Raw genomic sequence first — 15,615 nt, forward strand, 5'->3', positions numbered from 1 at the left:
TTATTTAAAATTTTGTATAGAGTCTTAACATAAATATAAATAAAAATTTATTTATCTCAAACAGATTGAATCATTTTCGGTCATTTTTAACAAACTTAAAAATAAAGTTATCTAAAAATAATAAAAGAGGCAAAAGTGAGCAGTGTAGAATTTGATCGTAACCCAGTTGCACCGCAGCAACTTAAACCAGCAAAATATTTTGCAGCTAGTTATGCAGGCGAGCACGTTGCCGGTACTGAGTTTGTGATTGGCGCTATGTTTGTATCTTGGGGTGTGGGTACTTTAGATTTATTACTGGGTTTAATTATCGGTAATTTATTAGCAGTATTAACTTGGGGTTTAATCTGCGCACCAATTGCGACCGACACTCGTCTGACTTTATATGCTTATTTAGAAAAAATTGCCGGTCCTGGCATTATTAAACTTTATTCGATTGTAAACGGCATTTTATTCTGTGTATTGGCTGGCGCTATGATCACAGTTTCAGCCTCTGCTGTACGCATCTTATTTAACTTACCCGCTCAGGTGAATTGGTATCCAACCGATATTGCTTTTGTCCTAGTCGCTCTGGCGGTTGGCGCCGTAGTGGTTTTTATCGCCGTTAAAGGATTTAAAAATATCGCCCAGTTTGCCGAGGTTTGTGCACCTTGGATGATCTTAATGTTTATAGCAGGTGCCCTAGCGATTGCACCAACCTTAATAGCCGCAACGCCAGACCTAAATTCAACAACGCTCAATAACTGGTTAACCGTTGCCGATACTTTTATTTGGCAAGCTAATGAGCAAGGTTTAGGTTGGTGGCATGTGGCGGCTTTTGCATGGGTTTGTAATATGGCGATGCATGGCGCGATGTCAGATATGACCATTTTACGTTTTGCACGTAAATCCTCTTATGGTTTTTTCTCTGCTTTAGGTATGTTTATCGGCCATTTTATTGCTTGGATTTGTGCCGGTATTATGGGTGCTGGCGCGGCACTTTTATTAAAAACCGATGTCACCCAACTAGATGCAGGGGCAGTTGCTTATCAGGCATTAGGTGCCGCCGGCATTATCGCCGTGATTATTGCCGGTTGGACAACCTCCAATCCAACCATTTACCGTGCGGGTTTAGCTTTTCAGTCATTAAATAAAAATTGGGACCGCACTAAAGTCACCTGTATTGTCGGCATTATTACCACGATTATTGCCTGCTTCCCGTTTGTTTTTACCAAGTTAATGGATTTTGTCAGCTTGATGGCATTATTACTTGCTCCGGTTGGTGCGGTGATAGTATGTGAGCATTGGGTATTACCTAAGTTAGGGTTAACCCGTTATTGGTCTAACTACAAACAACAATATATTAATAAAGCAGCACTGATTAGCTGGCTACTCACGCTACTTGCCTGTTATTTATTTAACAGCCTTGGCATGCACGTATTTTATTTACCGGTTGTTGCTTGGTTTTTTGCTTTATTTAGCTATTTATTATTAGCTAGTTTTATGGGGGCAAAAGCGAACTACCATAAACCAGCAAAGTTGGCGGAAATTGCTGAGCTAAAACGCAAAAAACAAGAGCAAAGCTATTTAGCCAATCAGCTTGAGCAAACCACCACGGCCAAAGCGCCAAAAGCATTCAGTTTTTATCTAGCAATTTTAAGTTTAGTGATTTGTTTTGGTTTAGCATTAGCGGTTAGTTTTGAGCTAATCATGCTGAATAACTTTAAACAAATCATGATTTGGCCAACACTCATCTACTTTATTAGCGCAACCTATTATTCTGTTAAAGTGGCTGATAGTGACAACATTAGTTAGCGACGGAGCTTTACCACCCATGTATACCTTTATTTTTGATATAGGCAAAACAAATATCAAAGGCAATGTATTAAATGATCAGGGCGAAACCGTTTGGAGCGAATCAGCTTTAAACCAGTCAATTCAAGGCCCAGATTATACTTATATCGATGTTGAAAACGTTGAAACTTGGTTACTGAGTTGCCTTAAAAAAGCAGCAGATCAATTCGATATTAATGCAATTAATATTACCACACACGGTGCCTGTGCAGTATTACTCGACAGCTCTGGCAAACTTGCGTTGCCGGTTATGGATTATGAATGCGAAGTGGTTGAAAGCTGTAATCAGGCTTATAACCAAATTCGCCCTGATTTTAACCAAACGTTATCGCCTAATTTATCAGCGGGTCTTAACTTAGGCAGACAATTATTCTGGCTAAAACAACACTTTGCCGAACAATTTTCTCAAGTACAAGCAGTGTTAATGTACCCACAATATTGGGTATGGCGCTTAACCGGAAAATTAGTTAACGAAGTCACTTCTCTAGGTTGCCATACCGATTTATGGCAACCGGAAATCGCCGATTATTCAAGTTTGGTTGATACACTTAATATTCGCCATGCTCTACCTGCTTTAGTCAATGCCGATGAGGTAGTAGGTAAAGTTACGCCGCAAGTAGCAAACCAAACCGGATTAAATACAAACTGCCAAGTATACGCCGGCATTCATGATTCTAACTCCAGCTTTTCCCGCTATTTAGGCCAAAATAATGGCAAGCCTTTTACTGTGGTTAGCACGGGTACTTGGGTTATCAGCATGGCAATGGGCGCAGATATTCACGCACTTAAAGAAGAAAAAGACATGCTGGCAAATGTCTGTGTTTTAAACCAGCCAATCGCCTGCGCCCGTTTTATGGGTGGCCGTGAATTTTCACAAATTTGTGAACAAACCGGCGCTAAAACGTCAGATCCAATCAGCGCGGAAGATTTGCAAACCATAGTCAACGACAAAATTTTTGCTTTACCAGCGTTTTCAGCCGGTAGCGGCCCCTTTGTTGGCAAACAAAGTAAAATTACCGCCCAGCCGCATAATGGTAATGCATTAGCCACACTGTATTTAGCCTTGATGATAGATCACGAGCTAACGCTGCTAAATGCCAAAGGCGATATTATTTTTGGCAGTACCTCAAAGAAAAACCCATTAATGTGTCGTTTAATTGCCCAGCTTAGACCCGAGCAAAACGTAGTTTTATCTGGCGATAGCGCCAGTACAGTAAAAGGCGCATGGGTTATGACCAAATGGCAGCAATGGCAAGATCAGCCTCAAACCAATATTGAAATTGCTGAACCAGCAGGTATTGAAAACCTTGAAGATTACAAAGCTTTATGGCTTGCCGCCGCGCAAGCTTAACTTTTACAGCGGGGCAGGTTTTATCTGTCCCTGCTCCGCTGCTTTTTCTTTTTGTAAAGACCAAACCAAGGGTTAATAATGACTTATAAAACATTCAGCACTGGCTTGCAAAAAACAACAACCAAGCCACTCAAATCAGCCTTAGCTGCTGGTATATTCGGCGCAGCTTTATTCAATCCGTTACATGCAAACGAGCAAAATACCATGCAAGAGCATTATCAGTTTGACTTTCAAACCCAAACTGAGCTGTTAACCCAAAGCTATAATCAAAAATTGGGTTATGGCAAAGATAACTTTAAAAATTCAACTGAAAATGCGTTTTCGGTAAAAGCGCCCGAAGGTCAGTATAAAGTTGAACTCACGGTTGAAGCTAAAAAATCAACTGACTTTTTAGTATTCAGTGAAGACCGACGTGTAATGACTTCTGTTCAGCACTTAAATGCAAACGATACCAAAAACTTCACGTTTTATGTAGATATGAAAACCCCTTATCTGGATAAAGCAGAGCAGGATAAAACCGAAGATGAGCGCACTGGGCCAAAAGTAGGATTGCGTGGCGATGAAGATATTTCACGCAACTGGGATGATAAATTAACCATAGCGCTATCCAATCAGGATGTTGAGTTTAGTGAATTAAAAATTACCCCAAGCAAAGTTAACCGAATTTTAATTGCCGGTGATTCAACCGTTGCTGATCAGGCCTCCAGCGACTATGCAAGCTGGGGACAATTTATGCCAGCTCTGGTTAACAACAAACTCGTCATCAACCACGCCAGAAGCGGCGAAACCATGAAATCTTTTATATTTTCACTGCGCTGGGACAAACTCATGAGCCAAACTCAGGCCGGTGATATTGTGCTGATTCAGTTCGCTCATAATGATGAGAAAAAACAGTGGCCAAGAACTTACTCCGCAGCTGATGGCGCTTATCCTGAGTATTTACGGGCATTAGTTGCCGATGTTCGCCAACGCGAAGCTTATCCTGTGATTATTACCCCGGTTGCACGTCGCCACTATAAAAACGGGCAACTCATTAATACCCATGAAGGATATGATGCCGCAGTCCGTAAAGTAGGACGCGATATTAATGTACCCGTGATCGATTTAACTGCACAAACAACCGCATTTTATCAACAACTCGGGCAAGATTCGCCAAAAGCATTTGCCGCTCAGGGTAAAGACAAAACCCACCATAATCACTACGGCGCATGGGTTATTGCTAATATGGTTGCCCAAAATCTTCAAACCATTCACCCTGATTTAGTGAAAACAGCGCCAGTTGAACTAGATTTAACGGATCCAGTAAAACCGGAGCAAAAAGACTTTCCACCCGCTTTATGGCCAGATATGCGCCCAGTAAAAGTAAAAATATCGGGTAATTAAAAACGTCGTACAGTCGTAATAAAACCATTAACTCAATTACAGCAGCTTGTATTTTTGCAAGCTGCCGTTGTGCATTAAAAATGCAAATATTACAGATGATAACCTCAACTATTGCGACTCATTTTAGTAAAACACCACTTATTAATTTTGTTAATTAACAGCCAATTAATTAAAATTCAAACAAATATAAATTTAACTTTGTTAGCAACCTAATAGTCGTGTTTAACTTGATTGACAATCCCTTTACCCAAGGTAAACTCCATAGTTTTTGACGGATAAAATAAATATAAAGAAGGACACCTATGTTTAAACCTGTACATTTAATGATCACCTGTGCCGCCATTTCAGTCTTGTCAGCATGTGGCAGTGGGGGCAGTGAATCAGACAGCCAAAGTATTATTGATAACCCTCAATCGCATAGCGAATCTCAATTAATTGCTGCCTATAAAGATAAAGTTAATTCCCTCTATTCTGGCAATAAACAATCTGCTGAATTAAACCTTTCCACGGCAAATGATGCGTTTCATGCTGTGTGGGGGGTAGATCAAACACCAATTCCATATATCCCTTTTGAGGATATTATGTATATGCAGCAACAAACGGTCCAAGCTAAATCTGCCAGGCCAATTAACACGGATGGCAATTTTAGCAAACATCAAGTTACGTCATTGCAAAGTTTGGTAGCCGCAAGCGAAAGTGGTACATTTAATTGTGCAGAATCGGGCACGATTAGTATTGTTGCTGATTTAGATGAAGACAATGTTGGCTTGATCCAATATAAATTGAATAATTGTCGTCATAATTACCTATCAATACTGTCGGGTAAAGGTACTATCTCGGCGACTAAAGGTATTAATGACAGGCTTAACTTTGTTTTATTTTTTGATAATGTGACAAGCCAAACTCTGGATTATTATACTGACGAAACGGTTAAAACTTATTCCACATCTGGATATTTAAAAATTACTACGACACAAAACTACCCTGAAATCAAATATGAAGAATATTTAATTAACAGCTTCAATGGTAGAGATGTTGTAACACAACTAAGCGACTCATTTACTAACCCGTCGGGTGATGTGTATATCTCGGATATTGGTCATTTTAAGGTTGATTCAGATCTTGAAGGCAATTCGCCATTTTACCCAAGTGAAGGCTCCATGTCTTTCAGTGGGGAACAAGATATCCAATTTGAATTTAGCTACAACAATACTAAATATATTGTTGATACAGATAATGACGGTGAATATGATAGCGGCGCTTATTTAAGCCCTTTTTATAATATAGATAAAAAACAAGATACAACTGGAATAGCACTTGTTACTTTGGATAAATTAAGCTTACCTCCAGTTATTTCAGAGCCTCGGCTTAATTATTGGGATGATTATTACACCACCACACCTATTACAGTTCAGCCCGGCTATATTAGTGATGTAGACACCGAGCAAGAAGAGCTGGAAATTAGCTTTAACTGGTATATTAATGATGTTCTTGTTGAAGGTTTAACAACAGATACTCTACCCGCTTACACTGCTATTTTTGGCGATGAAGTAAAAGTATCTATGCTGGTTTCTGATGGCATTAATAATGTAGAAAGTGATTTCATCTCTTTGACAATTTCCGATTCACCTTCAACATTTACCGTGTCAAATTTGCCTGATAATGTAAAAGCTGGTGATGTTGTCCAGTTCAATGTCAATGTTAGCGACCCCGATTACCCCAACGCTGATAACTCAGCGATTAACTTTGAAATGTCGGGGGCACCAGATGGTGCCGTAATGGATGAAACAGGCTTAATTAAATGGACTGTTAATTCTGATCTAATTTTCCCAGAGCAAACTTTCAATTTTTCTTTCGCTATGCTCGGAGAAACCTCAGAAACTTCCCCAACCAATACCTTACCCATTGCTGTAAATACAGGTGGAAAAATGCCTATTGCCCGTTCAGGGATGGAAGTCCCCTATCAAAATGATTCAATTTGGATTGGTGATTTTACTGGCGATGGTAATAACGAAATTTTATCCACTGATAGCCGTAATCGTGTATTTTTAATTTCAGAAAATAATGATAACTATCAACAATTTTGGATGTATCCGTTTCAGTTACCAACAACGGGGCAAATCGTACAAGTTATTGGTAAAAATATAGATCAAGATGCTGAGTTAGAAATTATCGTTGCAACGGAACAAGGCCTTACATTAATAGATAATCAAACCGCTATGGCGAGTGTATTGCTTGAAACTCAAAACGATATATCCAAATTCAATATAATAGACTTAAACAACAATGGTGAATTAGCACTTGTGTTATTAACCAGTAGTAACTCGAGTAATAAATCATTAAGAATTTATGCTTTAAATGATTTATCAACAGAAGTATTTAGCACCAATGTATCTTCTGCAACGGATATGACTTTTGGCAACGTGGATAATGACAGCCAGTTAGAAATTATCCTCAATAATGGCAGAGTCTATGATGGTCAGTCATTTGCCAATCAATGGTTAAGCGGTACAGCGTTCGGCTCTCAAGCAGTAAAAGCAGCTGATTTAGATAATGATGGTTTAGATGAAATTATTGGGGTCGATTCGTGGGGACGAGCAGCTGTTTTTTCTGCTCAGGCAAAAGCGCAATTATATTCATTCGATAACTTTAATACCTGCTCACTGGAAACCAAAAACATTGATCAAGATCCAGCGGCTGAAGTTCTAATTGGCGATTGCCAATGGGGTAATATTACCGCGTACGATTGGAATACTACAGAGCAAATATTAGAACAAAAGTGGGCAATAGACATGCAAGGGCATGGTTCTAAGTCGATTGCTGTTGGCGACTCAGATAACGATGGTTCATTAGAAGTTCATTGGGGATCAGACCAAAGCTCGAGTGGAGCTGACAGTTTTGTTATTGCAGACATAGAACAAGAGACTGTTAGCTTAAAATTGGGGGCCGACTCACCACAACTTGACTCATATTCGAGCGCGGGTTGGGTAGAAGTAGAGCCAGAACAAGAGAAAGCCGTGTTTTTTGTCCCAAGTTCAGGCAGTGGATATGATAGCAGCAGACTTGTGTTAATGGATGCAAACGGCAATATAGAGATCAGCGACGAAATTTCATCTAACTGGGATAACAGTCAACATGCAGCCGTGACTGATTATGACAATGACGGCTATGGTGAGTTATTTGGTCCTGCAACACAAACTTACGATGGTGTTTTCTCTGTAGTAGAAATAAGTAATATGACTGAACAATGGTCGATAGAAGGCGACTATGACAGCAACATAGGTGTTGTTTCAGCCTATAAAATTAATAATGATGATTATGTCGATGCTGTTTATGCCGATAGCTCAATATTAAATTTACTAGATGTAGAAAACCAATTAATTATTGCTAATCATGCTTTTGACAGCAGAATATCTGATTTTGATATAGCTAAGCTTAATGACCAAGCCACTTTTGCAGTCAGTACCTATGACAGACTGCACTTGTTGCAATATAACCAAAATAAACTAACAGAATTGAGTTACCTTGACAAAGCATGTTCAAGAGTTGTCTTTTTTAACCAAGATGATGATTTAACACCAGAAATATTATGTGTTGCTTCATCTAGTTATTACAACAAAGGTCAAATTACGATTTATAAATTTGTCAATTCAGAATTAATTGAAGCTGGTAATTATCAGTTAAACCAAATTGTACGAGATGTAGTAGTTGACACATCTAGCCGAACTCAACAAAATTTCTTTGCGATATTGAGTGATGAGGAATACTCCGGCTATTACGATACACCCGCATCTTACTTAGCCAAGTTTAATGCAGGCGTTCAACAAATATGGGCGAGTCCAGCTCTAATAGGAACAACAAATATAAGGGGTTTAAAACATAGGTATTCAACTGAAAAAGGACACCAGTTTATGTTGTCCACCCGCCAAGCTATGTATTTAATTAACCCTTAGAGCATAACATTTCAAATGAGTAACAAAGCACCTAAAAATAGGTGCTTTAAATTTTAAGCATTAACCCCATTTGGCAGTACGACATATATATTGTTTAATATTTAAATTAATCTGTATTGTTGAGTTTAAACTCTTGGGCTAATGATTGAATTGTAATCTGCTTAAATCGACTCAACATTAACGCTTCGGCTTCGTTTAATACTTGGCTGAGTGATGTATTCACTGCAATCTCAATCGGACAATTGTTATGTTCATCTGTTAGCCCGATTGTAAATACCGAATTTTCCCCAACCAAAATGTGAATATCAAATAAGGTTATTTTGCTCAGCTCTGTATTTAAAGACCACCCGCCACTATGCCCTTTAACTGACGTTACATACCCAACTTGCTTTAATAACCCCATAGTTCGTCTAACAACAACGGGATTAGTATTAATCATTTTACCTAATTCTTCAGAAGTTGCTGGCCGCTCTAAAAAATTAAGATGGATCAAAATATGTAAAATTCTAGATAACCGACTGTCTTTACGCATGTACTTTCTCAGCATTCAAATTTAGCTCAGTATATCACGAAACTTTTAAAGTTACGTGTATTGCTTTAACGCTGATTTCGTGCAATGCTAATGTAACTTTAAAAGTTACATTAGCATTAAGCAGAACCAAAGAGGAAATAAAATGAATACTGAAGTCGCCATTATTGGAGGGAGTTTTGCCGGGTTATCAGCCGCTATGCAATTAGTACGTGGCCACAGAAAAGTCGTTGTGATTGATGATCAGAAACCAAGAAATCGTTTTGCATCATATTCTCATGGTATTTTTTGTTTAGATGGCAAATCACCGTCTGAAATTAAGGAAACAGCTTTACATCAGTTAAACCAATATCCAACTTTTAGCTTAATAAATGGTCGAGCCACTCATGTTGAAAACCAAGCAGAAAACGGATTTAAAATATTTTTAAACAACACAGAAACGCCTGATATATCCAACCATAAATCTCAATTTTCTTCCAATGCCAAAATAGTTATCGCACAAAAATTAATTCTGGCCACAGGATTACGGGATGAATTACCCAATATACCCGGCGTTGCCGAACATTGGGGACAATCCGTTGTACATTGCCCCTACTGCCACGGTTATGAATTATCGCATAGGGCACTTGGCGTGCTTGCCAGTAATCCACTTTCAGCACATCAGGCGGCCATGTTACCGGATTGGGGTGTAACAACTTTATTTACGCAAAATCAATTTATTCCAGATGCTGATCAGCTGGCATTGTTAACAAAACGAGGGGTAAAGATAGAAAATACACCGGTAATTAAAATAAATGGTAATGGCAAAGATATATACTCAGTTACCTTGGCAAACGGAACCGAACGCTCAATAGAAGGTTTATATGTTGCACCTAAAATACATGCAGATAATTCAATTGTCTCCACGCTGGGCTGTGAGTTAACTGATTCCCCATTGGGTAAAATAATCAAAGTTGATGAATTTAAACAAACCTCAGTTGCCAATGTATATGCAGCTGGTGATAATTCTAATCCGATGCAAAATGGAACATTTGCAATTGCTTCTGGTGTAATGGCCGGTGTGAGTGTGCATCAATCACTTATGTTTGGCTAACACCAGAAACTTAAGAAAGGAGTAATATTAAGTTAGTCTATTTAATCCCAACTCTGGATAAGAAATTAGCTAATATCTTAATTTATTGGATTTGGATTTTGATTTAATTTCACTTTTTAGTGAGGGTTGTTCTTGTAACTGCGTTGAGGTCATTTAGCCTGCTGATAGGCCTCATACGCCGGCAGACAAGCAGTTACCAAGGTAGCACCAAAAATCAATGCGAGAATCTCAAAAGTGGACTGGTTAAGTATATTTGTAGATAAAAACAAACCAAATTCAGCCGACAACCATCCATTAAAATACCATAGGGTCAAACTAATCACCCCAATTGCAGCTATCACACTCAGAACCAATAATAAAAAAGCTTCAATTAAAATAAGTAAAAATAGGCTAGCAGGCCCAGCGCCAATAATACGCAGCACGGTAAATTCAGATGCTCTTTGCTGCATACTTGCCAATAACATAGTGCAAAGCCCTATTAGCGATGAAATTAAAACTAAAAAGCTAATTACTCTTAAAATGTTTTCAACTGTTCCCATAAGTAGCCATAGCTCAGTCATGGCAACTCCGGGTAAAATAGCCATTAGCCTATCATCTTGAGTTTGATTAATAGCACGTTGCAGAGTAAAAATGGAAAATTTTGATTTTAAACTCAGCATCACAGAAGTTATGGTTTTTGGATGAATTTGCTCTAACGGTACTTTATCTAAATGCACGATTAACTGCTTTAAATGTGCTGGCGGTAAATGAACTGCTTCGATCCCTGCTAAAGTTACATGTACAGTTTTATCTAACGGAGTTCCGGTCGGCGCTAAGATACCACTCACAACAAAAGGTGACAGTTGATGCTCACTAAAACTGCTAGAGCCAATACCATGAGCAATAATAATTTGATCACCCACATGATAATTGAGCTTTTTAGCAACCTCAGCCCCTAAAACAGCGTCGAATACTCCCCTAAAATGCTGACCTACTTTAAAAGCGAGCTTTTGCTTATCACCATACTGATAATAATTAAAATAATCATTATTAGTACCAAGTACTCTATACCCTTTATGTGAGTCCCCAAGCGCAATGGGGATAGCCCAATTTATATCCTTATGCTTTTTAAGATTAATAAAACTTTGATACTGAATTTCATTAACCGGTGAACCGAGTCGAAATACAGAATAAAGCAACAAGTTAAGCTGGCCGCTGGGAGCGCCCACAATCATATCTATGCCAGACACAGTTCGATTAAAACTCTCTTTTGCTTGTGAGCGAATATGCTCGACACTTAATAACACAGTTAAACTAATTAACAGTGAAATAAAAGTAAGCATAACGGTTTTTCTTCTCGCTTTTAAACTCTGCCATGCAATTGAAACTAACATAGAAAAGACTCGGGGTGCTGTAACGTTTTAATATTAAGACTTGTCGAAAAATAGTGTTGTAAGCTTAAATCATGACTCACAAAAATCAGAGTGGTCGAACATTGCTGACACATCGCTAATAAAATATCCATAAATGCATCTCGAGCATTAGCATCCAATGCAGAGGTTGGTTCATCAACCAATAAAATATCGGGCTGATTAATCAAAGCACGCGCTATTGCGACCCGCTGCTGCTGACCAATACTCAAGGCTGAAGCTGGCTTTTCGCTAACAGAGGCATCTAATTTTAACTGTGTCAGCATTTGGGAAATTAACGACTGCTGAATACGCCGCCCGGCAAAATGTACCGCCAGCTCAATATTTTTCTGTACACTTAAATAAGGAATTAGATTAAATTGCTGAAAAACAACCCCAATGTGATTGGCTCTAAATTTATCGCGTTTTCGCTCAGATAATTCAGAAAAACTTTGTTTTAATATCTTAATTTCACCAGAGTCAGGCACTAAAATACCGGATAACAAATTTAATAAGGTCGATTTTCCACTACCTGAATCACCATATAAAAAGATTTGCTCCCCTTTTTTAACCTGCCAATGATTAATATTTAATCCTGCCTGAGCTTTTGGATAACTAAATTTTAGATTTTCAATTTGAATTGCAAGCGGTAGTGTCATTTAAGTTAACTTCCCCATTTATTTATGTTACGTTATAACATAAATAAATTTATAAATTCAAATGTCACCAAAAATGAAATTCAAATTATTTTCGCTGCCAATTATCCTATTACCGATTTATTTCGTTTTATCTCAACCTATTTGGGCTGCTCAAAATTTTGACCCAGCCTTTAAAATGATTGAATGGCCCGAGCTTCTGCCAAAAGACGATTTAGATGCCTTAATGGATCCACCAGATTATTTAACACAAATAATGGATGGTAGTGAAAATGATACTTTAGAAGCATTTAAGCAAACAGAAAAGCTGGACGACAAAACCAAGCGCTACCAACAAGCGCTAAGTTCACACCGAGTGATAGCTGAGTTTAATAATAAAAAAATCCGTATTCCCGGATTTGTTGTACCTATTTTTGTTGACCAATCACAAAAAGCGATAAGCTTTTTTATTGTGCCTTATTTTGGCGCTTGTCTACACATGCCACCACCTCCGCCAAATCAAATTATTTATGTCGATTATGAGCAAGGCCTAACCGTTAACAATTTATATGACCCGTTTTGGTTTGAAGGCACAATCACAATAGAAAACACGACAAACGACATTGCAGCATCAGCTTACCAAATGAATATTAAGCGAATATCACCTTACGATGAATAGCTATAAACGCCATTAATTAAAAAGCGATTTGCAAAATCTTGTGTACTAACTTATGCCATTTTAAAAGATTAGCCGCTGCCGTGTTTGCGTTCAAATTTATAGTTTAAAATGCTCTTAATCCATTTTTTCACCACAAAGTGATTTATTATTTATATTCGATTCAAATAATGAGTACTTGAGCTTGTCGTAAGACCAATTAAAAATGATCGCAAAAATTAAGAAAAAGATGATGATCCCTAGATCTAACTTGAGCGCATTTAGAAAATCTATATTTAATAGGTACATAATAATAGGTAGTGTAAGCACAACTAAACCGGCTTCAAATAAAACCCCATGTACAATACGTATTAATATTCCTCTATCTATCCGATTTTCACCAAAAAAATGATCAAAAATCTTGTTGTAAACAAAGTTCCAGCACATTGCTATAAGACCTAATGTAATGGTAATTACAGTCAGATTTTTAGTGCTGAGTTCACTTAATAGACTTCCTAACGGAATTAAAATTATTAATGCAACAATTTCAAACAGCATACTATGGAAAATTCGTTCTTTATTTGACATTAAAATCTCCTCAAAATTAGATTGAAGAAAATAATATCTATATTTAATATACATTAAAGTTAGTAACCATCTAAAAAACAGATATGTTAAGTTTACAACAATTGCGGGTTTTTGTTGTCTGTGCTGAAGAAGGCACATTCTCTTCAGCAGCAAGAAAACTAGGAAAAGCTCAGTCAGTAGTCAGTCATACGATAGCTAATTTAGAAATTGATTTAAACCTTGAGTTATTCGATAGAACGACTCGTAACCCTAAGCTAACCAAGCACGGAGCAAGATTATTACCTCATGCAAGAGCAACCCTACAACAATCACAAGAGTTTCATTCTGTTGCTCATTCAATGGACCTAGACAATGAAAGTGAGCTAGAAATTGCTGTCGATCCGTCTCTATTGTTCTCTAATCTTTATAAACTTTTGGATAGATTCAATTTGCAATTCCCTGAGACCAATCTCACTCTTAATGTAGCAAAAAGCTGTGATATCCCTCATTTAGTTAAATCAGGACAAACCCATTTTGGCTTAATGCTAATTGATGGAACTATGCCAACAGGCGTTGAGCTAGGCTTATTAGGACACTTACCTTTTTGTGTCGTCGCACATCATAACCATCCATTGAGTCAATTAAAAAGTGTTACTCGCTCTTCCCTGGCACTTCATCGCCAATTAGTTTTTCAAAGTACAGAAGGTAAACCCGCGGCGCTATTACCAGAAATATCACCGCACAAATACTGTAGTAATGACTTTACAGTCATCAGAGATATGGCTGAGCTTAATTTAGGATGGGGTTATTTACCGACTCATATATTAGAAAATATGCCTGCAAATAGCCCCCTCGTCAAATTACCAATCAGTTTTGACATTCAAACTTGGACGATACCCGTCGATAGAGTTATGCAAATTGATGGTATCAGAGGAAGCGCACTCAAATGGTTAGAAGCTGAATCAAGAAATTTATTTTCTGTTGCAGTAAAGTGAATACTCACTACCGCTTCATAGGCTCTGTATGCTTAAAAATAAACACATAGTGTATTTTATTAAAATAGCAGGCTCGGGCATAAAACCTGCTACAGGTATTAATACCACTTAAAAAGCTGGTTGCCAGTCACCTAAAATATTCTTTTTAGTGTAATCAGCCGCTTGAGAGGCAACCATAACTTGGCTCCAACTGGCTCGTTGCTTAGTTTGAGCGCCTTTGCCTGTATTACCGTATTCAGCATAAAACACGGTTTTTTCGTTTTCTGTGCTGTTCCAGTTATCCCAACCTATAGGTAAAATATGAGCACCAAACTCAGAGTTTATAAAAACGGTTTTTGCGTAACGGCGCCACGGGCGACCTAAATAAGCTTGATCGACACCTTTGGCTGCGGTTAATTTACACTGGTTAAATACAAAGCCAAATGGTTGGCCTTGTGGTGTAGAGGCGGCTGTCACAAATGAGTTACTCAGCGATTTAATTTCGCAGTTTTCAAACAGCGCAGTACCTTCGCCAAAAATAAAATCGGTTGTGCCTTCAACATAACAGTTTTTAAAGTAAGTACGCGCCCCCTCACCGGCTAGGTAAAGTGTATCTTGATTTCCTTTTAAACTTACATTTAAAAATGAGGCTCTGTCGGCTTCTACATGCAAGGCAACCGCTTGTCCAACCGGTCCGGCTGAATTAATCACCGTTAAGTTTTCGGCATGAAAATCATTACCCGCAACTTTTAGGGTAAAAGTGTGAAAAGTGCTGTTGCGGCCTTTATCAATTTTATCAAAATGATCGTTATAAGTGATGATGGTGCCATCGCGACTTTCACCAATCAGTGAAACTTTGGTATTCCATGAATACACTTCTACTTTCTCATTGTAGATACCATCTTTAATATAAATTTTGATCGGTACATCAGGGAAGGTTTTGGTGGCATAAATCGCTTGCTGAATTTGGCTAAAATCACCAGAGCCATCTTTAGCAACCACTAGCTCGGTTTTATAATTGACTTTGGCGTGTACGCCAAAGCTGGCTATGACTAATAAAACAGAAATCCAGATTGTTTTCATTCAAACACCTCACTTTATTATTTCAATTTTTATTGGATACTCGTAACGCTATAGTAAAACTAATTTAAATATAAAATAACAAGTTAAGTGAAAATATTGACTATAAAAATCACAACTGGTGGAAAAGTGCGGGTATTTCGTCTGATAAACCTGAACTTCGTATAAGAAATGTTG

The 15,615-nt window shown here is 38.0% G+C and carries 12 protein-coding genes; 7 read left to right on the forward strand and 5 right to left on the reverse strand.

The window, feature by feature from the left end:
• Nucleotides 1-135 precede the first annotated feature (135 nt).
• The 4 genes from N7931_RS00740 to N7931_RS00755 all read left to right on the forward strand — a co-directional run bounded on the left by N7931_RS00740 (nucleotide 136) and on the right by N7931_RS00755 (nucleotide 8,517).
• Complete coding sequence (locus N7931_RS00740) at nucleotides 136-1,791, forward strand: nucleoside transporter (RefSeq protein ID WP_262791330.1); 1,656 nt, start codon at nucleotides 136-138, stop codon at nucleotides 1,789-1,791.
• Nucleotides 1,775-3,181, forward strand: a complete 1,407-nt coding sequence (locus N7931_RS00745) for an FGGY-family carbohydrate kinase (protein ID WP_262791331.1) — start codon at nucleotides 1,775-1,777, stop codon at nucleotides 3,179-3,181. The genes N7931_RS00740 and N7931_RS00745 overlap by 17 nt, the downstream gene beginning before the upstream one ends.
• Before the next feature lie 78 nt (nucleotides 3,182-3,259).
• Nucleotides 3,260-4,564, forward strand: coding sequence for a rhamnogalacturonan acetylesterase (locus N7931_RS00750; RefSeq protein ID WP_262791332.1), 1,305 nt, complete (start codon nucleotides 3,260-3,262; stop codon nucleotides 4,562-4,564).
• Nucleotides 4,565-4,866: 302 nt separating this feature from the next.
• Entirely contained in the window at nucleotides 4,867-8,517 is a 3,651-nt protein-coding gene (locus N7931_RS00755; RefSeq protein WP_262791333.1) for a hypothetical protein, read from the forward strand.
• A gap of 106 nt (nucleotides 8,518-8,623) precedes the next feature.
• Here the strand turns inward: N7931_RS00755 and N7931_RS00760 are convergent, their stop codons facing one another.
• A complete protein-coding gene (locus tag N7931_RS00760) occupies nucleotides 8,624-9,064 on the reverse strand; it encodes an RrF2 family transcriptional regulator (protein ID WP_262791334.1) in 441 nt (146 codons plus the stop codon).
• A gap of 127 nt (nucleotides 9,065-9,191) precedes the next feature.
• On the opposite strand from N7931_RS00760, the gene N7931_RS00765 reads away from it, so the two are divergent.
• Nucleotides 9,192-10,139, forward strand: coding sequence for an NAD(P)/FAD-dependent oxidoreductase (locus N7931_RS00765; protein WP_262791335.1), 948 nt, complete (start codon nucleotides 9,192-9,194; stop codon nucleotides 10,137-10,139).
• A gap of 149 nt (nucleotides 10,140-10,288) precedes the next feature.
• On the opposite strand, the gene N7931_RS00770 is transcribed toward N7931_RS00765, so the two are convergent.
• Both N7931_RS00770 and N7931_RS00775 read right to left on the reverse strand, forming a co-directional pair.
• Nucleotides 10,289-11,512 (reverse strand): ABC transporter permease, encoded by a 1,224-nt coding sequence (locus tag N7931_RS00770; RefSeq protein WP_262791336.1) that lies wholly within the window; start codon nucleotides 11,510-11,512, stop codon nucleotides 10,289-10,291.
• A complete protein-coding gene (locus N7931_RS00775) occupies nucleotides 11,506-12,186 on the reverse strand; it encodes an ABC transporter ATP-binding protein (RefSeq protein WP_262791337.1) in 681 nt (226 codons plus the stop codon). The genes N7931_RS00770 and N7931_RS00775 overlap by 7 nt, the downstream gene beginning before the upstream one ends.
• A 73-nt stretch (nucleotides 12,187-12,259) precedes the next feature.
• Here N7931_RS00775 and N7931_RS00780 point away from each other — a divergent pair, with 73 nt between their 5' ends.
• Nucleotides 12,260-12,841, forward strand: coding sequence for a DUF3299 domain-containing protein (locus N7931_RS00780; protein WP_262791338.1), 582 nt, complete (start codon nucleotides 12,260-12,262; stop codon nucleotides 12,839-12,841).
• Between the two features lie 114 nt (nucleotides 12,842-12,955).
• Here N7931_RS00780 and N7931_RS00785 read toward each other — a convergent pair whose 3' ends face one another.
• Nucleotides 12,956-13,405: a PACE efflux transporter gene (locus N7931_RS00785; RefSeq protein ID WP_262791339.1), complete on the reverse strand. Its 450-nt coding sequence runs from the start codon at nucleotides 13,403-13,405 to the stop codon at nucleotides 12,956-12,958.
• A gap of 83 nt (nucleotides 13,406-13,488) precedes the next feature.
• Between N7931_RS00785 and N7931_RS00790 the strand changes: the two genes are divergently transcribed.
• Nucleotides 13,489-14,379, forward strand: coding sequence for a LysR family transcriptional regulator (locus N7931_RS00790; protein WP_262791340.1), 891 nt, complete (start codon nucleotides 13,489-13,491; stop codon nucleotides 14,377-14,379).
• A gap of 108 nt (nucleotides 14,380-14,487) precedes the next feature.
• On the opposite strand, the gene N7931_RS00795 is transcribed toward N7931_RS00790, so the two are convergent.
• Nucleotides 14,488-15,441, reverse strand: coding sequence for a pectinesterase family protein (locus N7931_RS00795; RefSeq protein WP_262791341.1), 954 nt, complete (start codon nucleotides 15,439-15,441; stop codon nucleotides 14,488-14,490).
• Nucleotides 15,442-15,615: the final 174 nt, after the last annotated feature.

Origin of the sequence: Catenovulum sp. 2E275, assembly GCF_025515275.1 — a bacterium.
Taxonomy (GTDB): Bacteria; Pseudomonadota; Gammaproteobacteria; order Enterobacterales; family Alteromonadaceae; genus Catenovulum.